This window comes from Streptomyces sp. NPDC040718, from assembly GCF_055593565.1.
Genome location: NZ_JBVIXO010000011.1, coordinates 1 through 20,845, shown reverse-complemented (window position 1 = coordinate 20,845; position 20,845 = coordinate 1). Strand labels below are relative to the sequence as shown.

The window sequence follows — 20,845 nt, the reverse complement described above, 5'->3', positions numbered from 1 at the left end:
TGGTACCGCATCGAAGGTTGATCAGGGCAGCCGGCGAGCGTGTCTGCGCTCCAACCAGGCGGTGACTTCGCGTCGGAAGTCCCGGTCCTTGTAGATGTCCTCTCTGGTGAGCCACTCCAAGTCGCGCAGGACTCCCGGAGAAAGGGCGGGGTCGCGTACCGCGTACGCGCCTGCACCTGTTTCGTACGTGTCGGCCAGGAGCCACACGCTGTTGTCCAGGGCCAGCATGGCGAAGCCGGGGTGGCCTGCGCGAATGCCGAGGAACGTAGCCGCGCCGGCGCCCATGACGTCCCATTGGTCCAGTAGACGGACTCGGTGCCAGACAGGCATCGTGCGTCGCCGCCGGGCCTCCGCGGCAGTCCGGGTGCCCCTGGGCAACATGAGGAGGAATTCGCGATCCTCATTGAGCAGGCCGGCGGAGGTGGCGAGGTCGTACCAGCCCTTGTTGAGCCGTTCCACGAGTCGCGGGTCCTCGTAATCGACGAGGAAGCCGCCGAGGATCCGCTCCCGTTCGTATCCGAGGACATGCGGTACGGCCGAGGCCGGAACCGCGTCGGGTATCACCTCGAGCCCGGCTCGCAGCAGCGGTCTGAGTACCTTGCGGTACCTCTCCTGCCGGCCCAACCCGTTCCCCTCCCCATCACCACCCCCATGAACTGACCGTGCCGAGACTAGCGGCGCAGGGGCCAGGGGCCAGGGGGCGGGTGGGTCAGGGGGCCTGTGGGCAAACACGGTCCGGCCCCCTGCCGGGCTACGCTCGACGCATGGCCGGCCGGTTCGCACCCTCCACTCCCTCCACCCGGACCACCGTTCGCGGTGGTCATACCGCCGTGCCCGTGGGGCGGGGGCGGTCCGCAGGTCAGGGCGGGAAGGGGCGGAGCTGGGACCCCGGGGGGCCGGTGGATCTCGGGCTGGTGCTGGGGCCGCTCCGCCGGGGGCCCGGGGATCCGACGTTCCGGACCACCCCCGACGGTTCCGTCTGGCGGGGCACCCGTACCCCCGACGGCCCTGCCGCGCTGCGGGTCGCCGCCACGTCCGGCGGGGTGGACGCCGAGGCGTGGGGGCCCGGCCGGGACTGGCTGCTGGAGAACCTGCCCGCGCTGCTCGGGGCCGCCGACGATCCGGCTGCCTTCGTGCCCCGGCACCGGCTGGTGCACGCCAGTCACCGCCGCCGTCCGGGGTTGCGGCTGACCCGTACCGGGCTGGTGCTGGAGTCGCTGATCCCGACCGTGCTGGAGCAGAAGGTCACCGCCGACGAGGCGTACCGCGCCTGGCGCCGTCTGGTCCGCCAGTACGGGGAGCCCGCGCCGGGGCCGATGGGCGGGGAGCTGTACGTGATGCCCGCCGCCCGGGACTGGGCGCTGATCCCGTCCTGGGACTGGCACCGGGCCGGGGTGGACATCAAGCGCTCGGGCACCGTCGTGCGCGCCGCGCGGGTGGCCGCCCGCCTGGAGGAGGCGGCCGGGATGGAGCTCGGGCCGGCCGCGGCCCGGCTGGAGGCGGTGCCCGGCATCGGCCCGTGGACCTCCGCCGAGACCCTCCAGCGCAGCAACGGCGCGCCCGACGCGGTGACGACCGGCGATCTGCACCTGCCCGGCATCATCGGCTACGCCCTCGCGGACGAGCGGGACGCCGACGACGCCCGGATGCTGGAGCTGCTGGCCCCGTACGAGGGGCAGCGCCACCGCGCGGCCCGGCTCGTGCTGCTGGCGGGCCGTACCCCGCCCCGCCGCACGCCCCGGATGCCGCGCAGCGACATCGGCAGGCTGTAGGCGGCTACCGCACCTCGATGAAGGCCTCCGGCGTCCGCGCCGGCCGTTCGGCGGCGGGGGCCGCCGGGTGGCCGACGGCGACGGCTCCCATCGGGTCCCAGTCTTCGGGCAGCGCGAGCACCTTGCGCACCACGTCCCGGCAGAACATCGTCGAGGACACCCACGCGGAGCCGAGGCGTTCCCCGGCCAGGGCGATCAGGAAGTTCTGCACGCCCGCGCCCATGGCGACGACGAACATCTCCCGTTCGGCGGCGTCCCGCCGGGCGTGCGCGTAGTCGTGGGCGCCGTCCGTCACCATGCACGGCACGACCAGGTAGGGGGCGTTCCGCAGGACGTCGCCGCGGCGCACCCGCTTGGCGATGGACTCCTCGGACTTGCCGTCGCGCCGCAGGTCGGAGATCCAGGCGTCCCGCATCGCGTCGAGCAGTTCGAGGCGTGCGGCGGGCGACTCCAGCAGGACGAACCGCCAGGGTGTGGTGTGGTGCGGTGCGGGGGCGGTGACGGCCGCGGCGACGGCGCGGCGTACGGCGCCGGGGTCGACGGGGTCGCCGGTGAAGGCGCGTACGGTGCGGCGCTGGGTGACGGCTTCCCGTACGGCTTCGGAGGTGCCCAGGCGGAACATGTCGTCGGCGGGCGAGCGGACCAGGTCGGCCGCCGTGGAGCCTTCGCCGAGCAGGTGTCCCAGCCCGCGTACGACGGCCACGGGCAGCCCGGCGGCCTTGCCCTTGACGAGGTCGCCGGCGGCGGCGAGCTCGTCGGCGGTGGCCACTATGGTCGCGCTGAGCGGGTTGCCCTGGGCGTCGGTGCCGCCGCGCAGGTCGTCGAGTACGCGTACCCCGGCGGAGCCGATGGCGACGTCGGTCAGTCCGGAGCGCCAGGGCCGGCCGAAGGTGTCGGTGACGATGACGCCGACGTCGACGCCGAGCGCGGCCCGCAGTCCGGCGCGGATCGCGGCGGCGGAGGCGTCGGGGTCCTCGGGCAGCAGCAGTACGGTGCCGGGTTCGGTGTTGGAGGCGTCGACGCCGGCCGCCGCCATGACCAGTCCCCGCCGGTCCTCGACGATCCGCAGCGTGCCGCGGCGTGCGACGACGCGTACGGTCTCGGCGTCTATGGCGTCCTCGCGGGAGTCGGCGCGGACGATGCGCCCCTCGGCCTTGGAGACGATCTTCGAGGTGACCAGGAGGACGTCCCCGTCGCGGAGGTCCGGTCCCGCGTCGGTGATGAGGCGGGCCAGGTCGTCGCCGGGGCGGACCTCGGGGATGCCGGGGACGGCCCGCACCTCGTAGGAGGGGACGGTCACCGGGCGGCCTCCGCGAGTTCCAGTGCGGCGCGGGCCATGGCGGCGGTGGCGGCGGTGTCGGTCATCATCAGCGGGACGGCCCGGCAGGGGATGCCGGCGGCTTCGACCTCGGTGACGGCGTCGGCGTCGGAGGTGTCGACGAGCCAGCCGTCGAGGAGGCCGGAGCCGTAGTGCCGGGCGACGGCGGCGGCGGTGGATTCGACGCCGACGGCGGCGAGGACCTTGTCGGCCATGCCCCGTACGGGTGCTCCGCCGACGATGGGGGAGAGGCCGACGACGGGTGCCGGGGAGGCGGCGAGGGCCTCGCGGATGCCGGGGACGGCGAGGATGGTGCCGATGGAGACGACGGGGTTGGAGGGCGGGAAGAGGATGACGTCGGCGCCGGCGATGGCGTCGAGGACGCCGGGGGCGGGCTTGGCCTGTTCGGCGCCGACGGGGACGACGGCTTCGGCGTCGAGGGAGGCGCGGAGCTTGACCCAGTACTCCTGGAAGTGGATGACGCGGCGCTCGCCGGTCTCCGGGTCGGTGACGGCGACGTGGGTCTCGACGCGGTCGTCGGACATGGGGAGCAGCCGGACGCCGGGCTGCCAGCGGTCGCAGAGGGCTTCGGTGACGGCGCTGAGCGGGTAGCCGGCGCCGATCATCTGGGTGCGGACGATGTGGGTGGCGAAGTCGCGGTCGCCGAGGCCGAACCAGGAGGGTCCGACCCCGTACGCCGCGAGTTCTTCCTTGAGGGTGAAGGACTCGTCGGTGCGGCCCCAGCCCTGGTCCTCGTTGATGCCACCGCCGAGGGTGTACATCACGGTGTCCAGGTCGGGGCACACCTTCAGCCCGAACAGGTGAATGTCGTCACCGGTGTTGCCGATGACCGTGATGTCCGCGTCGGGGACGGCGGACTTGAGTCCGCGGAGGAAACGGGCGCCGCCGATGCCGCCGGCCAGAACAACAATGCGCATGCACCGCAGTTTGTCAGGCGGGTACGTGTGCCTCGTGGGCCGGGGAGCAGCTGTGCATCGGCATCTCGGTCAGGCCGGGGAAGTAGACGTGCAGGCTGACCGCTCCGTCGAGGGTGTCGTTGACGACCTCGTGGGCGTAGCCGGGGGCGAAGACGCGCTGGGTGCCGGCGCGGTGGCTGAGCCGGCCGCGGGCGGTGTGCTCGGTGAGCTCGCCGTCGAGGACGGTGAGGATGCCGGAGGAGCCGCCGTGGTCGTGGAGGCCGCTGCCCTGGCCGGGGACCCAGCTGAGCAGCCAGACCTCGTAGCCGGGGCCGGTGCGCAGGCGGTGGTACCAGCGGGTGGTGGCGTCGTACTGGACGAGGTGTTCCCAGCCGGCGCGGTCCTCGGCGATGGACCGGGCGAGGCCGGCGAACTCGGCGACGGTGACCGGGTGCTCGCGGGCGGGCTGGAGGAGGTGCTGGACGGCGAGGATGTCGCCGGCGATCTGGAGGTCGCTCTCGACGGCGGCGGCGGGTGCGGCGGTCGGGGCGGTCGCGGGTGCGGCGGAGACGGCGTGGGCGCTGTTCATCGTGGGGATGTCCTCGACGGGTGTCAGTCGTGCGCGGCGGTTGCTGTGGGGGAGTGGCCGGAGCTCGGCGGAGCCAGGGGCTCCGAGGGCATCAACAGCTGCAACAGCAACAGCGAACCTGGGCAGCGCACAGGAACCCACGAATGGGGGTCCGGGTGGCGGCTGCGGGCGCTGACATGAGGACAAGGAGACCGGGCGGAGGGCCGGACTGTCAACCCAATGTCCGGTTTGAGGGAAAAGTTTCACCTCATCCGGTTACTGTGCGCGGAGAAAGGTTTGTGCACTCACGGTCAGGGGATGTGCCGCTCCAAGCCTGCGGGAACCGACCTCAAACCCGTCGGCGTCACTCGTGATCGGAATGTGATCTCGGCTGCATCTTCGGCCGAATCGCAACCCCTCCTCAGGGTGACGCGTCGACCTCGAACGAGGGCGGCAGTCCTGAGCGGCCTGTGGCTTGTGTCACGATTTTTGGCGATATGAACACTTTCTGTATACGCTTGGTTCCGCAGAGTGAATAAGGGCCCCAATAGCAGATCTCGGCTTGACTGCACAGGAGCCACACACTTGTAATTTCACTCGTGTCGTTACTCGGCGATCAGTAACGGCAACATCACGGGGACGCACAGACAGAGCGAGGGGCGCACATGACCGAGCTGTTTCAGGAACTGCTGGTCGAAGAGGCGGACGAGGAGCTCGGTTGGCAGGAGCGCGCACTGTGCGCGCAGACCGACCCCGAATCCTTCTTTCCCGAGAAGGGCGGCTCCACCCGCGAAGCCAAGAAGGTCTGCCTCGCCTGCGAGGTCCGCTCCGAATGCCTTGAGTACGCCCTCGCCAACGACGAGCGATTCGGCATCTGGGGCGGTCTGTCCGAGCGCGAGCGGCGCCGGCTGAAAAAGGCCGCGGTCTGAGAGCGGCGGCGAACGGCGATCCGAAACGGTCCCGGAGCACCACCAAGAACAACGAAAACAACGACAGACTGAGCAAACGGTCCGCCTCCCGCACCTTCCCCGCAGGAGGCGGACCGTCGCGTTCCGGACCTTCTCGCGACGCGGCGAACCCTCCCCTTCCCAGCCGTTAGTGTGGGGCGCTGTCCAGCAGCCTCCGAGGGCACAACACCCCCGGATCCCCAGGCCGGAGGGCCCGTACCGCGATGTCCCCGCACAGCAGCTCGCAGGCCTCCCAGCAGGCGGCCGCCACCCCCGAGTTCCCCCGGCACGTCGTCACCGCGGTCCTCGTCGCCCACGACGGAGCCCGCTGGCTGCCCGAGACCCTCGCAGGACTCCTCGCCCAGGAACGCCCCGCGCAGAACCACGTCGCCGCCGACACCGGAAGCGCCGACGACTCCGCCCGCCTCCTCACCGAAGCCCTCGGCGACGACCGCGTCCTGCACCTCGCCCGCCGCACCGCCTTCGGCGCAGCCGTCGACGAAGCCGCCCGCGGCGCCGGCACCCTCACCCCCGAGGAACTCCCCTACCTCAAGCGCCCCAGCGGCTGGGACCCCGTCAGCCGCACCTGGCGCGACGACGCCTACGACCTCCCCGACCTCCCCCACGGCGAACCCGTCCAGTGGCTCTGGCTCCTCCACGACGACAGCGCGCCCGAACCCGACGCCCTCGCCGAACTCCTGCGCGTCGCCGACGGAAACCCCGACGCCGCCTTCATCGGCCCCAAACTCCGCGGCTGGTACGACCGCAAGCAACTCCTCGAAGCAGGCGTCACCATCGCCCGCAGCGGCCGCCGCTGGACCGGCCTCGACCGCCGCGAACAGGACCAGGGCCAGCACGACCAGGTCCGCCCCGTCCTCTCCGTCTCCACCGCCGGCATGCTCGTACGCCGCGACGTGTACGACGCCCTCGGCGGCTTCGACCGCCGCCTGCCCCTGATGCGCGACGACGTCGACCTCTGCTGGCGCGCCCACAGCGCCGGCCACACCGTCCTCGTCGCCCCCGACGCCGTACTGCGGCACGCCGAAGCCGCCGCCCGCGAACGCCGCACCGTCGACTGCGCCGGCCGCTCCGCCGTCAGCCCCCACCGCGTCGACAAGGCCGGCGCCGTCCACACCATGCTGGCCAACACCCCCGCCCGCGCCCTCCCCTACGTACTGCTGCGCCTCGTACTCGGCACCCTGCTGCGCACCCTCGGCTACCTCGTCGGCAAAGCCCCCGCCCAAGCCGTCGACGAACTCACCGGACTCCTCGCCACCCTGCTGCGCCCCGGCCGGATCCTCACCGCCCGCAAGGCCCGCCGCCGCCCCGCCGTCCCCGCCGCCGAACTCCGCCCCCTCTTCCCCCCGCCCGGCGCCACCCTTCGCGCGGGCGCCGAACAGCTCGCCGCCTACCTCGGGTCCGGACGTGACGGAGACCCCGCCCCCGCCGGCCGGCACGGCGGCGCCCTCGAATCCGGCCCCGGCGGCGACGACGCCGACTACCTCGACCCCGGCCGGCCCGGCCGGCTCAGGCGGATCGCCCGCAACCCCTCACCCGCCCTCTTCGCGGGCCTCCTCCTCGTCTCCCTCGTCGCCTGCCGCGCCCTCATCGGCGGCGGCAGCCTCATGGGCGGCGCCCTCCTCCCCGCCCCCTCCGGCGCCGGCGGCCTCTGGCACGCCCACACCGGCGACTGGCAGAGCGTCGGCACCGGCACCACCGCCGGCGCACCCCCCTACCTGGCGGTCCTGGCCGGCCTGTCCGCCCTCTTCCTCGGCTCCACCCAGGCCGCCCTCACCCTGCTCCTCGTCTGCTCGGTCCCGCTCGCCGGCCTCACCGCCTACTTCACCTCCCGCCCCCTCGTCACCTCCCGCCTGCTGCGCGCCTGGGCCGCCGTCGGCTACGCCTTCCTCCCCGCCGTCACCGGAGCCCTCGCCGGCGGCCGGCTCGGCACCGCCGTCCTCGCCGTGCTCCTGCCGCTCATCGCCCGCTCCGCCGCCACCGCCCACGGCTTCACCGGCGACGAGCCCGGCAGCGGCCGGCGCGCGGTGTGGACGTACACCCTCCTGCTCACCCTGGCCACCGCCTTCACCCCCGTCGTCTGGCCCCTCGCCGCCGCCCTCGGCACCGCCGCGGTCCTCGCGCGCCGCGCGCACTGGAAGACGTACGCCCCCCGCCTGCTCGCCACCCTCGCCGTACCCCTGACCGTCCTCGCGCCCTGGTCCCTCGGCCTGCTCACCCACCCCGGCCGCTTCCTGCACGAGGCCGGACTGCCCTACGGCACCGGCTCCGCCACCCCCCTCGGCCTGCTCACCGCCGACCCCGGCGGACCCGGCACCACCGGCCGGCTCCTCCTCGCCGGCATCCTCCTCGCCGCCCTCGCCGCGCTGCTCCGCGCCGACCGTCGGTTCGCCGTCCGCACCGCCTGGACCGCCGCCCTCGCCGGGCTGCTCCTCGCCGTCCTGCTCAACCGCACCGGCTGGGCCGGCCCCGGCACCCTCCTGTACGGGCTCGGGCTGCTCGCCGCCGCCGCGCTCGGCGCGGACGGCGCCAAGCACCGCGTCGCCGCCCGCAGCTTCGGCTGGCGCCAGCCGCTCGCCGCCCTGACCGCCCTCGCCGCCGCGGCCGGCCCGCTGCTCCTCGCCGCCGCCTGGGCGGCGGCCGGCGCCGACGGACCGCTGGGGCGGCGCGACCCCGTCCAGGTCCCGGCCGTCGTCGCGGAGCACTCCAACGACACCAACCGCACCCGCACCCTGGTCCTCGGCGGAGACTCGCCCGCCACCGTCTCCTACGCCCTGGTCCGCGGCTCCGGCGCCCGCCTCGGCGACGGCGAGCTACTCGCCGCGGCCGGCCCCGAACCCCGCCTCGCCAAAGCCGTCTCCAGCCTGGTCTCCGGCTCCGGGGCCAACCAGTCCGAGCAGCTCAGCGCCTTCGCCGTGCGCTACGTGATGATCCCGCCCGGCGGCTCCGCCCCCATGCGCCGCATCCTCGACGGCACCCCCGGCCTCAAACAGCGCCACCAGAACGACGGCACCGCCCTGTGGGAGGTCGAACGGCTGACCTCCCGCGTCGCGATCGTCCCCGCCCGACAGGGCCAGAGCGCCACGCTCACCGTCGAATCCGGTCCTGTGGAGGTCCACGCCGACCTCCCGGCCGGCCCCGAAGGCCGCACCCTGCGCATCGCCGACCGCGCCGACGCGGGCTGGCGGGCCACCCTCGACGGCGAGCCCCTCACCCCGAAGACGGTCGACGGCTGGGCGCAGGGCTTCGCACTGCCCACCGACGCCGGCCGCCTCGACCTCGTCCACCAGGACTCCTTCCCCCGCACCGCCTGGCACTGGGCGCAGGGCTCCCTCGCCCTGCTGCTGCTCGTGATGGCCCTGCCCGGCCGCCGCGCCCGCCTCGACGACGACCTGCCCGAGGACACCGCGCCCGGCGCCACCCCCGGCGACCGCCCCGGCGAACCCGGCCACGGCCGCCGCCGCCGGACCGGCGCGGCAGCCGCGCCCGACCCGGAGCCGGTGCCCGCCGAGGCCGTCGTCGACCCGTACGCGCAGATCCCCGCGCAGCAGGTCTACGGCGAGGAGTCGTACGCCTACCAGGAGCCCTACCCCTACGAGACGCGGCAGCCGCACCGGCCGGAGCCCCCGTACGACGCGTACGGGCAGTACCCCGGCCAGTACCCCCACCCCGGGGAACAGCCGCACTTCCCGCAGCAACAGCAGCCCCCCGCCTACGAGTACGAGCAGCAGTACGACGCCTACGGACAGCACCAGCCGCGTCCGGACGACGGGAGCCACCAGTGAAGCAGCGCGCCCCCCTGACGCTCGCGGCGGTGACGGCGGCGCTGGCCGCCGCCACCGGGCTGGCCTTCCTCACCGCCCCCGCCGCCACCCCGGCCGGCGGCGCCGCCGGCCGGGCGGCCGCCGCCCGGATGCCGGTGGAGAGGTCCGTGCTGGTGTGCCCCGCGCCCAGCTCCTCCGACATCGCCGAGACCACGTACACCTCCCTCACCCCCGGCAAGGGCGGCGGCGCGGGCACGGCCCGGCTGGCCGACAAGGACGGCAAGGCGGTCCTGGAGCCCAAGGAGCCCGGCAAGCCCGTCGCCGCCACCGCCTCCGGCGCGGAGGCGCCGGCGCTGACGGGCGCCGCCGAAGGCGCCCTGGCCCCCGGCTGGACCGCCCAGCAGACCACCAAGGTCTCCGTCGGCCACGCGCGCGGCCTGCTCGGGCTCGCCTGCACCGCGCCCGGCACCGACTTCTGGTTCCCCGGCGTCAGCACCGCCAAGGGCCGCCAGGACTACGTCCACCTCACCAACCCGGACGACACCGTCGCCGAGGTGGCCATCAAGCTCCACGGCCCCGACGGGCTGCTCAAGGACAAGCCGGGCACCCCCGACCCCGTCTTCGAGGTCGCCCCCCGGTCCACCGCCAAGGTGTCGCTGTCCCAGCTGGCCCCCGACAGCCAGCTCGCGGACGCCACCGCGCACGTGACGGCGCGCTCCGGCCGGGTCGGCGCCTCCACCCACGTCGCCGAGGACGGCACCGGCACCGACTGGCTGCCGGCCTCCGCGGGCCCGGCGGACACCCTGGTCCTGCCCGGCATCCCCGCCGACGCCACCTCCGTACGGCTGGTCGCCTTCGCCCCCGGCGAGGACGACGCGGACCTCACCGTGAAGCTGTCCGGCCCGACCGGCCCCATCAGCCCGGCCGGCAAGGAGCGCCTCCACCTCAAGGGCGGCATGACCGCGAGCCTGGACCTGGGCGACGTGACCCGGGGCGAGGCCGGCTCCCTGCTGCTGGCCCCCGCCGACCCGAAGAAGGCCGTCCCCGTCGTCGCCGCCCTGCGCGTGGTCCGCGGCACCGCCGCCAAGCAGGAACTGGGCTTCGTCCCCGCGAGCGCGCCCGTCGGCGAGCGGGCCACCGTCGCCGACAACCGGGCCGACGACAAAGCCACCGTCGTCACCCTCACCGCCTCCGGCGCCGACGCCAAGGTCCGCGTCACCGCCTCCCCGGGCACCGAGGGCGGGCAGCCCGCCGTCTCGGAGATCACCGTCAAGGCCGGCACCACCCGCGCGGTCACCCCGCCGCCGGCCCCCTCGGGCGGCAAGGGCCCCTACGCCCTGACGGTCGAGACGCTGTCCGGCGGCCCCGTCCACGCCGCCCGCACCCTGACCCTGCCGCACGACGGGATCCCGATGTTCACCGTCCAGGCCTTCGGCGACGACCGCTCGACGGTCTCGGTTCCCAAGGCCGTCGAGGACCCGTCGATCCTGCTGCGCTGAGCCCGCGGGCCCGGCACGACCGGTCAACCCCGGTACGACCAGTACGACCGGTACGGGCCCGTCAGTCCTGCCCGTACCGGGGGTCCACCGTCTCCGGCGACAGCCCGAGCAGCTCCGCGACCTGCTCCACCACGATCTCGTGCACCAGCAGCGCCCGCTCGTCCCGCGTCTTCGCCCGGATCTCCACCGGCCGCCGGAAGACCACGATCCGCGCCGGCTTCCCGTCCCGGGCCTCCACCAGCCCGCCCAGGGGCACCGCCTCGTCGTTCCAGCCCGCGTCGGGCCCGCCCGGCGGCCCCGGCACGTCCGCGATCACGAACTCCACCTCGGCCAGCTGCGTCCAGCGGCGCTCCAGCCGCTCCACGGAATCCCGTACGAGGTCGCCGAACAGCTCCGCCCGGCTCGCGGCCAGCGGTACCTGAGGCGGGGCCAGCGGCCCGCGCATCCCCCGGCCGTGCCGGTCGCGCCGCCGCTGCCGGGGCTCTGAAGGGGCCGAGGCGGGTGCCGCCGGGCGGGGAGGAAGCGAACTGTCCGTCACCCCCGCAGGGTAGCCCGCACGCCCCGGTCAGGACCCGATACGGTCACGACCTGGTGTCACGACGGTGTCACCCCCCGAACGATCCGGCCAAGATCGGGCCGCTTTGCGGACTCGCCGCCCCTCTTCGTCACCCGTGGCGGACCACGGGCGGAGTACGACACGGGGGAGCGGCCGGGGGGCGAGTCGTCGCGGCCCGGTCAAGAGTGCGGTACCGTCCAACGTCGTGAGCCTTGTACGTCGCTGTTCGCGCACCGCGTGCGGCCGCCCTGCCGTCGCCACACTGACGTACGTCTACGCCGACTCGACCGCAGTTCTCGGCCCGCTCGCCACCTACGCCGAACCCCACTGCTATGACCTGTGCGCCGAGCACTCCGAGCGCCTGACCGCCCCGCGCGGCTGGGAAGTCGTGCGCCTGTCGGACGGTTCCGGCCCGTCCCGCCCCAGCGGCGACGACCTCGAAGCCCTGGCCAACGCCGTCCGCGAGGCGGCCCGTCCGCCCGAGCGCGCGGCCGAGGCCGGCGGGGCCCGACAGGGTGGCCCGGTGGCCGGCGAGACGCGCCGCGGACACCTGCGCGTCCTCCGTTCGCCCGACTCCTGACACGCGGATCGTCTGAAAAGCCGCTCTCCGTACAAGGTAGGTTTGCTCCACCGCACAGAACCTTCAGGAGGGCAGGCAGTGGCCGCAGATCTTTCGAACATCGTCAAGGCGTACGACGTACGTGGCGTCGTACCCGACGAGTGGGACGAGCCCCTGGCAGAACTGTTCGGTGCTGCGTTCGTCGAGGTCACCGGCGCCACGGCGATCGTGATCGGTCACGACATGCGGCCCTCCTCGCCCGGCCTGTCCGCCGCCTTCGCCCGGGGCGCGGCCGCCCGCGGCGTCGACGTCACCCTGATCGGCCTGTGCTCCACCGACCAGCTGTACTACGCCTCGGGCAAGCTCGACCTGCCCGGCGCCATGTTCACCGCCTCGCACAACCCGGCCCAGTACAACGGCATCAAGCTGTGCCGCGCCGGCGCCGCGCCCGTGGGCCAGGACACCGGCCTCGCCACCATCCGCGAGCTCGCCGAGAAGTGGACCGACGAGGGCGCCCCGGAGATCCCCGCCGGCACCGTCCCGGGCACCATCACCGAGCAGGACACCCTCACCGGCTACGCCGAGCACCTCAAGGGCCTGGTCGACCTGACCGCGATCCGCCCGCTGAAGGTCGTCGTCGACGCGGGCAACGGCATGGGCGGCCACACCGTCCCCACCGTCTTCGAGGGCCTCCCGCTGGACGTCGTCCCCATGTACTTCGAGCTGGACGGGACCTTCCCGAACCACGAGGCCAACCCCCTCGACCCGAAGAACATCGTGGACCTCCAGGCCCGCGTGATCGCCGAGGGCGCCGACCTCGGCCTCGCCTTCGACGGCGACGCCGACCGCTGCTTCGTCGTCGACGAGCGCGGCGCGGGCGTCTCCCCGTCCGCCATCACCGCCCTGGTCGCGGCCCGCGAGCTGGCCCGCAACGGCGGCACCGGCACGATCATCCACAACCTGATCACCTCGTGGTCGGTCCCGGAAGTCGTCCGCGAGAACGGCGGCACCCCCGTCCGCACCCGCGTCGGCCACTCCTTCATCAAGGCCGAGATGGCCGCCTCCGGCGCGATCTTCGGCGGCGAGCACTCGGCGCACTACTACTTCAAGGACTTCTGGAACGCGGACACCGGCATGCTCGCCGCGCTCCACGTCCTCGCCGCCCTCGGCGGCCAGGAGGGCCCGCTCTCCGAGCTGGTCTCCTCCTACGACCGCTACGTCGGCTCCGGCGAGATCAACTCCACCGTCGCCGACCAGGCCGCCCGCACCGCCGAGGTCAAGGCCGCCTACGCCGGCCAGGACGGCATCACCTTCGACGAGCTGGACGGCCTCACGGTCTCCGCCGCCGACTGGTGGTTCAACCTCCGCCCCTCCAACACCGAGCCGCTGCTGCGCCTCAACGTGGAGGCCCGCGACGAGGCCACCCTGGCCAAGATCCGCGACGAGGTCCTCGCCCTCGTCCGCGCCTGACGCCCGGCCGGCGGGTCTGGGGGTTCCGGGCTCGCCCCGGGGCCCCGGCCCCGCTCCCGCCGCCTCCACCGGAGGCGGCGGGCCGCGTGTCCGAGCCCGGCAACCCGGCGCGGCCACCCAGCCGGTCCCGCGGAATCCGGCCCCGCCGGCGTTTGAGGCGCGGGGGCCCGGGGGCAGAGCCCCCGCAACGGACCCGCACCCGGACCGGGGCCAGCCCGCCCGGCAGGGCGACCCGGGCCGACGGGCGGCACCCGACCCGTCAGGCCGCACGCCCAGTGACTCGGCGGTACGCTGACCTCGCCCAAACCGCTGTAAGCGATCCGCCTCCCCGAAGGGAACCGCCCATGCCGCTCGAAGCCGGCCTGCTGGAGATCCTCGCCTGCCCCGCCTGCCACGCCCCCCTCCGGGACGAATCGGCGGACGAGACCACCCCCGAGCTGATCTGCACCGGCCAGGACTGCGGTCTCGCGTACCCGGTCCGCGACGGCATCCCGGTCCTGCTCGTGGACGAGGCCCGCCGCCCCGCCTGACCGGCCCCGCTCCCCACCGCTCGACCAGCCTGGATCCGTCAACACCGCCGGAGGCCCCCATGCTCGACGAGTCACTCCTCGACGCACCGGACGATCTCGCCCGTGCCGACCGCCGCGGCCTGCTCCGCGGCGCCGCCGAGGCCGGGGCCAGAGTCCGCACGGCGGCCCGGCACGCCACCGAGGCCGGCCTGGCGGACCTGCGCCCCGACGGGCGCCCCCGCGCCGTCCTGATCGCCGGGTCCGGCACCGCCGCCACCGGCGTCGCCGACCTGCTCGGCGCCCTCGCCGGAGCCTCCGCCCCGGTCACCCGCCTGCACCCCACCGGCGTCGCGCACGCCGCCGGGGCGCTGCGCTGGGCCCTGCCCGGCTGGGCGGGCCCCGTGGACCTGCTGCTCATCGCCACCACCGACGGCACCGAGCCCGGCCTCGCGGTCCTCGCCGAGCAGGCCTACCGGCGCGGCTGCGCCGTGGTCGCCGTCGCCCCCGAACGCTCGCCGCTGGGCGAGGCGGTGGACGGCGCGCACGGGGTCCTCGTACCGATGGCCAAGGCCCCGTACCAGGAGTACGACGAGTCCGCCGCGGCCGGTCCGGGCGCCCTCTGGGCCCTGCTGACCCCGCTGCTGGTCCTCCTCGACAAGGTCGGGCTGATCAGCGCCGCCCCCGACGCCCTCCAGCGCGTGGCCGACCGGCTCGACCGCACCGCCGAGCGCTGCGGCCCGGCCATCACCACGTACTCCAACCCGGCCAAGACCCTCGCCGCCGAGCTGGCCGACTCGCTCCCGTTGATCTGGAGCGAGGGCGACGGCGCCGGCCCCGTCGGCCGCCGGTTCGCCGCCACCCTCGCCGAGCTGGCCGGGCGCCCCGCGCTCGCGGCGACCCTTCCCGAGGCGCTGCCCGCGCACGGGGCGCTGCTCGCCGGGTCCTTCGCCGCCGGAGCCGACCCCGACGACTTCTTCCGGGACCGCGTCGAGGAGCCCCAGGCCCTGCGCGCCCGCATCGTCCTGCTCCGCGACCGGCCCACCGGCGGGCTCACCGCCGCCCCGGCCGCGCGCGAGCTCGCCCTCAGCCACGACACGGCCATCAGCGAGCTCGAACCGGAGGAGGGCGGGGAGCTGGAACAGCTCGCCGAACTCCTCGCCCTCACGGACTTCGCCACCGCCTACCTGGCGCTGGCGGCCCGGGGACACAGCTAGGCACACACCCGTGCCCGCACCACACCAGATCCAGGAAGACGACGACGATGGACCGCCTGACCAACACGATCCGCCCCTACGCGTGGGGATCCACCACCGCGATCCCGGCCCTCCTCGGGGTCGGGCCGACCGGTGAGCCCCAGGCCGAGATGTGGATGGGCGCCCACCCCGGCGCCCCCTCCCGCCTCGACCGCGGAGCCGGCGAGACCACCCTGGCAGCCGTCATCGACGCAGACCCGGAGGGCGAGCTCGGTGCCGCCGCCGTCGCCAAGTTCGGCCCCCGCCTGCCCTTCCTCCTGAAGATCCTCGCCGCCGGCGCCCCTCTCTCCCTCCAGGTGCACCCCGACCTCGCCCAGGCCCGGGCGGGCTTCGAGGACGAGGAGCGCCGCGGCGTCCCGATCGACGCGGGCCACCGCAACTACAAGGACGCCAACCACAAGCCCGAGCTGATCTGCGCGCTCACCCCCTTCGACGGCCTGTGCGGCTTCCGCCCGCCGCTGGAGGCCGCGGACCTCCTCGAAGGCCTCGGCGTCGACTCCCTCAAGCCCTACGTGGACCTGCTGCGCGCCCACCCCGAGGAGGCGGCCCTGCGCGAGGTCCTCACCGCCGTCCTCACCGCCGACCGCGAGGAGATGGCCCGTACCGTCGCCGAGGCGGCGGCCGCCGCCGAGCGCCTCGGGGGCCCGTACGAGGCCTACGCGGGGCTCGTCCACGACTACCCGGGCGACCCGGGCGTGATCGCGGCGATGCTCCTCAACCACGTACGGCTCCAGCCCGGCGAGGCGATGTTCCTCGGCGCCGGCATCCCGCACGCCTACCTCGACGGCCTCGGCGTCGAGCTCATGGCCAACTCGGACAACGTGCTGCGCTGCGGGCTGACGCCCAAGCACGTGGACGTCCCCGAGCTGCTCAAGGTCGTCGTCTTCGAGCCGAGCGCCCCGGGCGTCCTGCGGCCCGAGGGGGACGGCGAGGAGGTCTACGAGACCCCCATCGACGAATTCCGGCTCTCCCGCCACGTGCTGGCCGCCGGCGGAGCCCCCCGCACCCTCCCCGACGGCACTGCGCAGATCCTGCTCTGCACCGCCGGCGCCCCCCGGGCCGGCGAACTGACCCTCGCTCCGGGCGAGTCGGTCTTCGTCCCCGCGGGCGAAAAGACCGAACTGTCCGGAACCGGTACCGTCTTCCGAGCCACCGTGGTCATCTGACGTAGCGTCGGCCGCACCCGCAGCTGCAACAATGTGCGGCCGTAGTCAGTGGCCAGGAAGGACACCCAGCAACCATGAGCGCGTCGGGCGGTACCAAGGCGATCGTGGCGGCACTCGCCGCCAACCTCGCCATCGCTGTAGCCAAGTTCGTGGCATTCCTCTTCAGCGGCTCCTCGTCGATGCTCGCGGAAAGCGTCCACTCGGTCGCCGACTCCGGAAACCAGGGCCTGCTGCTCCTCGGCGGGAAGAAGGCGCAGCGCGAGGCGACCCCCCAGCACCCCTTCGGGTACGGGCGCGAGCGCTACATCTACGCCTTCCTCGTCTCCATCGTGCTCTTCACCGTCGGCGGCATGTTCGCCATCTACGAGGGCTACGAGAAGATCCACGACCCGCACGAGATCGAGGCCTGGTACTGGCCCGTCGGCGTGCTCGCCTTCGCGATCGTCGCGGAGGGCTTCTCCTTCCGCACCGCGATCAAGGAGTCCAACGAGAGCCGCGGCAGCCAGAGCTGGAAGCAGTTCATCAAGAGCGCGAAGGCCCCCGAGCTGCCCGTCGTCCTCCTGGAGGACCTCGGCGCGCTCGTCGGCCTCGTCCTCGCCCTCGGCGGCGTCGGCCTGGCCCTGCTCACCGGCAACGGCGTCTGGGACGGCATCGGCACCCTGTGCATCGGCGTCCTGCTGATCGTCATCGCCGTCGTCCTCGCCCTGGAGACCAAGTCCCTCCTGCTCGGCGAGTCCGCCGGCACCGCCGAGGTCGAGAAGATCAAGGCCGCGCTCGTCGACGGGGACACCGTCACCCGTGTCATCCACATGCGCACTCTGCACCTGGGCCCCGAGGAACTCCTCGTCGCCGCCAAGATTGCCGTCCAGCACGACGACACCGCGACCGAGGTGGCCAACGCCATCAACGCCGCCGAGGCCCGCATCCGCGCCTCCGTCCCGATCGCCCGCGTGATCTACCTGGAGCCGGACATCTACAACCCCGAAGCCGCCAAGGCCGACGGCCGCTGACCGGCCCCCCGGACGCACGCGAAGGCCCCCGCAGCTCACCGGCTGCGGGGGCCTTCGTGCGTACGGGGCGACCTCCGTACGGTGCCTGTTTTACGACGACACGTCCGCGCGCTCCCCCGGCGCGCCCGCGCCCGCCTCGGCCGGGACGGCCGGCCCGCGCACCTCGGGGGCCCGCGCCGGCGCGGGAACGGCCGCCCGGACACCCCGGGCGCGCGCCCGCCGGGACGCGAAGCCCAGCACCGCGCCGACGGCCAGCAGCAGCACACCGGCCAGCTGCCCCCAGACGGCCAGCTTCGCCATCGGGTACATCACGACCCTGGAGGCGACCTTGCTCACGGGCACCGGCCCGTTGTTCGCGTACTGGGAGCCGTCGGAGTTCATCCGGTTGTCGGCCATCAGGAACACGGATCCCTTGGGCACCTTCACGTCGAAGCCGACCGCCGACGGGTTCTTCCATTGCTCCAGGTACGGCTCGTCCAGCGGCACGCCGTTCAGGATCAGCCGGTACTGGCCGGTGATCTTGCTGCTCGGCTTGTAGCGGATGCGGTCCCCGCCCACGGCGACGACCCGGTTCATCTGCGTCTTCTGCAGGGACCACGGAACGGAGGCGAGGACGACGTCCCCCCGGCGCAGCTTGCCCTTGACGACCGGCTCCAGGTAGATGCTCTCCCCGTTGGTGTAGGTCGGCGCCATCTGCCAGCCGACCGCCTTGCCCTCCGTGTAGCGCGACGGCGGGTTCACGGCCTTCGTCACCGTCACCCCACCCAGAACGAGCGCTCCGAGCACCAGCAGGACGATCGCCGCGATCCCGCGTCCGCGTCCTGGCCTGTGTTCCATTTCGTCCCTTCCGATGTACCTGCCTTGCATCGTAGGTCGACGCGGAAGCCGCCAATGCCGTCGGGGCCCTGGTGTGCCAAGTCCGTACATACCGATTCGGACACTGCCCGCACGCCGCCGGGTCCCGCACCGGAGCGGTGCGGGACCCGACGGCGTGGGTGCGGTCCGGCGCTACCGGATCTCGCTCAGCACCTCCAGGACGGCCGGTGCGTCCGGCGCCGACCGGAGCCGGTCACGGAAGCCGGCGTCCATCAGCTTGCGCGACAGCAACGCCAGGATCCGCAGGTGCTCGTCGCCCGCGGCGGCCTCCGGCACCGAGATCATGAAGACCAGGCGGGCCTTCGTGCCGTCCGGGGCGCCCCACTCGATGCCCTCGGAGGACCGGGCGAAGCCGACCGTGGGGCGGGCCACCGCGTCCGTCTTGGCGTGCGGTATCGCGATCGACTCGCCGAGCCCCGTCGTGCCCTGCGCCTCCCGGGCGAGGGCCACCCGCACGAGCTCGTCCACGTCCCGGACGTTCCCGGTCGAGGCCAGCATCTCGGCCATCTCGCGGATCGCCGCCTCCTTGGTGTCCGAGGCCAGCTCCGTCCTGACCGTCCGCGCGGTCAGGTACCCGGACAGCACCTCCGGCTCGGCGTCCGCCGCTGCGGGGGTGGCGGGCGCCGCCTCCGCGTGCGTCCGCACGGCCGTCCCACCCGTACCGGCCCCGGCCGCCGCGCCCCCGCCCACGCCGGTGAGCACCGGCTCCGGCACCGCGGCCCCGGCCGGCGCGGCCTTCCCGCCCCGGCGCTCCTTGATCTCGATCAGCGCGTTCGTCGTCAGCGCGGTCACCACCGTGCCGATGGCGATCGCGATCAGGAACCACACCCAGCCGCTGATCGCACCCAGCGCGGCCACGACCGGCCCGCCGTGCGGCACGTGGTCGCCCACGCGCGCGACACCGGCGACCGCACCCGCCACCGCGCCGCCCAGCATGTTCGCCGGGATCACGATCGCCGGCCGGGCCGCCGCGAACGGGATGGCGCCCTCCGAGATGCCGAACATGCCCATGAACAGCGCGGCCATGCCCGTGTCGCGCTCCTGCTCCGAGTACAGCTTGCGGCGCAGCACCGTCGCCAGGCCCTGGCCGAGCGGCATCACCGGGATGGCCGCCGCGCACATGCCCATCACCGCGTAGTTCCCGGACGCGATGAGGCCCGTACCGAAGAGGAACGCCGTCTTGTTGACCGGCCCGCCCATGTCGAAGGCGATCATCAGGCCGAGCAGCGCGCCGAGCAGGATCGCGCTGGTGCCGGTCAGGCCCGACAGCCAGGAGGTCAGGCTCTCGAAGACCCAGGAGATCGGCTTGCCGATGACGTAGATGAAGAACAGGCCGAGGGCCGTCGTGGCCACGATCGGGATCACGATGATCGGCATGATCGGCTGGACGACCTTGGGGACCCTGACCTTCCTGATCCACAGGACCAGGTAGCCCGCCAGGAAGCCCGTCACGATCGCGCCGATGAAGCCCGCGCCCGACTTCGAGTCGTACAGCGCGCCCGTGTTCGCGATGAACCCGCCGATCATGCCGGGCACCAGCGCCGGCCGGTCGCCGATGGCGTACGCGATGTAGCCGGACAGGATCGGGATCATGAGGGTGAAGCCGAGGGCGCCGATCTGGAAGAGGTGGTCCCAGAAGGTGCCCGGGGTCGTCGCGTACCCCTCGGCCGTGGCGTGGCCGCCGAGCGCCAGCGCGATGGCGATCAGCAGACCGCCGACCACCACGAAGGGGATCATGTACGAGACGCCGTTCATCAGCGCCTTGTACGCGAGGCTCCGCTCCTTGCCGCCGCCCCCGCCGCCCGCACCCCCCGCCGGGGCCGTGCCCGTCTGCACCGGCGCGCTCTGCACGCGCTCGATCAGCTCCTTCGGCCTGTGGATGCCGTCGGCGACCCCGGTGGACAGCACCCGCTTGCCGGCGAAGCGCTCGCGGTCGACCTCCTTGTCGGCGGCGATGATGATCCCGTCCGCCTCTCTGACATCGTTGTCAGAGAGCACGTTCTCGGCCCCGATCGAACCCTGGGTCTCCACCTTCATGTCCACGCCGAGCTCGGCGGCGGCCTGCGTCAGCTTCTCGGCCGCCATGTAGGTGTGCGCGATCCCCGTGGGGCACGCCGTGACCGCGAGCAGCTTCAGGCGCTTCCGCCCGCTCGCACGGTCACCGGGAGGGCCGGCTGGACTGGTCACTTGAATCTCCTTCACGCCATTGGTCCGCGAGATCGCGCGCGCGAACCGATCCACCGGCATCCTGCAACAGACAAGGGGTGGATCAAAAGTCCGAAAGGCCCCGAACATCCCGCCGCATGGCCTGAAATCGAAGTGCGACTTGTTCCCGTCCCCACTGGGGTCCGCTGCGCCGATCGGTGTAGATTCGTCATCAGTGTCAGGCGTCGCTGCTGATGGCGGTCGGGCGGTCCTCGTGACCGGCCGAGGGGAGAGAGGGCCCCGCGGCGGACTGTGCTCAGTGCACCGGCCCGCCGTGTGCACGGCCCAGCCGTACCCACCTCTCGAACCATGAGGAGCAGCACCCATGGACTTCAAGGTCGCCGACCTTTCCCTTGCCGCGTTCGGCCGCAAGGAGATCACCCTGGCCGAGCACGAGATGCCGGGTCTGATGTCGATCCGCGAGGAGTACGCCGCGGC

At 73.7% G+C, this 20,845-nt stretch carries 18 protein-coding genes; 11 read left to right on the top strand and 7 right to left on the bottom strand.

Translation table 11 applies throughout. From position 1 onward, the window contains the following. Window positions 1-21: 21 nt before the first annotated feature. Entirely contained in the window at window positions 22-624 is a 603-nt protein-coding gene (locus tag ACZ597_RS25170; RefSeq protein ID WP_471334169.1) for a hypothetical protein, read from the bottom strand. Between the two features lie 140 nt (window positions 625-764). On the opposite strand from ACZ597_RS25170, the gene ACZ597_RS25165 reads away from it, so the two are divergent. Further along, window positions 765-1,772 (top strand): DNA-3-methyladenine glycosylase family protein, encoded by a 1,008-nt coding sequence (locus ACZ597_RS25165; protein ID WP_471334166.1) that lies wholly within the window; start codon window positions 765-767, stop codon window positions 1,770-1,772. Between the two features lie 4 nt (window positions 1,773-1,776). Here ACZ597_RS25165 and ACZ597_RS25160 read toward each other — a convergent pair whose 3' ends face one another. The 3 genes from ACZ597_RS25160 to ACZ597_RS25150 are packed head-to-tail and all read right to left on the bottom strand — an operon-like array spanning window position 1,777 to window position 4,596. Further along, complete coding sequence (locus ACZ597_RS25160; protein ID WP_471334163.1) at window positions 1,777-3,072, bottom strand: coenzyme F420-0:L-glutamate ligase; 1,296 nt, start codon at window positions 3,070-3,072, stop codon at window positions 1,777-1,779. Continuing rightward, window positions 3,069-4,028, bottom strand: coding sequence for a 2-phospho-L-lactate transferase (gene cofD / locus ACZ597_RS25155; RefSeq protein ID WP_471334160.1), 960 nt, complete (start codon window positions 4,026-4,028; stop codon window positions 3,069-3,071). Before cofD ends, ACZ597_RS25160 begins: the two co-directional genes overlap by 4 nt. A gap of 13 nt (window positions 4,029-4,041) precedes the next feature. Beyond that, window positions 4,042-4,596 (bottom strand): cysteine dioxygenase, encoded by a 555-nt coding sequence (locus ACZ597_RS25150; protein ID WP_471334157.1) that lies wholly within the window; start codon window positions 4,594-4,596, stop codon window positions 4,042-4,044. 644 nt (window positions 4,597-5,240) lie between these two features. Between ACZ597_RS25150 and ACZ597_RS25145 the strand changes: the two genes are divergently transcribed. The 3 genes from ACZ597_RS25145 to ACZ597_RS25135 all read left to right on the top strand — a co-directional run bounded on the left by ACZ597_RS25145 (window position 5,241) and on the right by ACZ597_RS25135 (window position 10,803). Next, window positions 5,241-5,504, top strand: coding sequence for a WhiB family transcriptional regulator (locus tag ACZ597_RS25145; RefSeq protein WP_003983763.1), 264 nt, complete (start codon window positions 5,241-5,243; stop codon window positions 5,502-5,504). A 242-nt stretch (window positions 5,505-5,746) separates the two neighbouring features. Then, entirely contained in the window at window positions 5,747-9,325 is a 3,579-nt protein-coding gene (locus ACZ597_RS25140) for a glycosyltransferase family 2 protein (RefSeq protein WP_471334155.1), read from the top strand. Further along, window positions 9,322-10,803 carry a DUF5719 family protein gene (locus ACZ597_RS25135; RefSeq protein ID WP_471334153.1) on the top strand — a complete coding sequence of 494 codons (1,482 nt, stop codon included), beginning with the start codon at window positions 9,322-9,324 and terminating at the stop codon, window positions 10,801-10,803. Before ACZ597_RS25140 ends, ACZ597_RS25135 begins: the two co-directional genes overlap by 4 nt. A gap of 61 nt (window positions 10,804-10,864) precedes the next feature. Here the strand turns inward: ACZ597_RS25135 and ACZ597_RS25130 are convergent, their stop codons facing one another. After that, window positions 10,865-11,341, bottom strand: coding sequence for a metallopeptidase family protein (locus tag ACZ597_RS25130; RefSeq protein WP_471334150.1), 477 nt, complete (start codon window positions 11,339-11,341; stop codon window positions 10,865-10,867). A 133-nt stretch (window positions 11,342-11,474) separates the two neighbouring features. Between ACZ597_RS25130 and ACZ597_RS25125 the strand changes: the two genes are divergently transcribed. From ACZ597_RS25125 to ACZ597_RS25100, 6 genes are all read left to right on the top strand, one after another. Next, a complete protein-coding gene (locus tag ACZ597_RS25125; protein WP_471334147.1) occupies window positions 11,475-11,939 on the top strand; it encodes a DUF3499 domain-containing protein in 465 nt (154 codons plus the stop codon). A gap of 78 nt (window positions 11,940-12,017) precedes the next feature. Further along, the gene (locus tag ACZ597_RS25120; RefSeq protein WP_471334145.1) at window positions 12,018-13,388 is read left to right on the top strand and encodes a phosphomannomutase/phosphoglucomutase; all 1,371 of its coding nucleotides are present in this window, start codon (window positions 12,018-12,020) and stop codon (window positions 13,386-13,388) included. Between the two features lie 344 nt (window positions 13,389-13,732). Beyond that, on the top strand, window positions 13,733-13,918 hold the full coding sequence (locus tag ACZ597_RS25115) for a Trm112 family protein (RefSeq protein WP_469115738.1): 186 nt from the start codon (window positions 13,733-13,735) through the stop codon (window positions 13,916-13,918). A 59-nt stretch (window positions 13,919-13,977) separates the two neighbouring features. Then, entirely contained in the window at window positions 13,978-15,111 is a 1,134-nt protein-coding gene (locus ACZ597_RS25110; RefSeq protein WP_471334143.1) for an SIS domain-containing protein, read from the top strand. A 47-nt stretch (window positions 15,112-15,158) separates the two neighbouring features. Then, a complete protein-coding gene (gene manA / locus ACZ597_RS25105; protein WP_471334140.1) occupies window positions 15,159-16,316 on the top strand; it encodes a mannose-6-phosphate isomerase, class I in 1,158 nt (385 codons plus the stop codon). 74 nt (window positions 16,317-16,390) lie between these two features. Next, window positions 16,391-17,326: a cation diffusion facilitator family transporter gene (locus tag ACZ597_RS25100; RefSeq protein ID WP_471334138.1), complete on the top strand. Its 936-nt coding sequence runs from the start codon at window positions 16,391-16,393 to the stop codon at window positions 17,324-17,326. A 90-nt stretch (window positions 17,327-17,416) separates the two neighbouring features. Here ACZ597_RS25100 and lepB read toward each other — a convergent pair whose 3' ends face one another. Together lepB and ACZ597_RS25090 are read right to left on the bottom strand one after the other, a co-directional pair. Next, window positions 17,417-18,163: a signal peptidase I gene (gene lepB, locus ACZ597_RS25095; RefSeq protein WP_471334135.1), complete on the bottom strand. Its 747-nt coding sequence runs from the start codon at window positions 18,161-18,163 to the stop codon at window positions 17,417-17,419. A 171-nt stretch (window positions 18,164-18,334) separates the two neighbouring features. After that, window positions 18,335-20,389 carry a fructose-specific PTS transporter subunit EIIC gene (locus tag ACZ597_RS25090; protein ID WP_471334133.1) on the bottom strand — a complete coding sequence of 685 codons (2,055 nt, stop codon included), beginning with the start codon at window positions 20,387-20,389 and terminating at the stop codon, window positions 18,335-18,337. 343 nt (window positions 20,390-20,732) lie between these two features. On the opposite strand from ACZ597_RS25090, the gene ACZ597_RS25085 reads away from it, so the two are divergent. Continuing rightward, window positions 20,733-20,845: adenosylhomocysteinase (locus ACZ597_RS25085; protein WP_471334674.1), on the top strand; the 113-nt coding region annotated here is incomplete at its 3' end.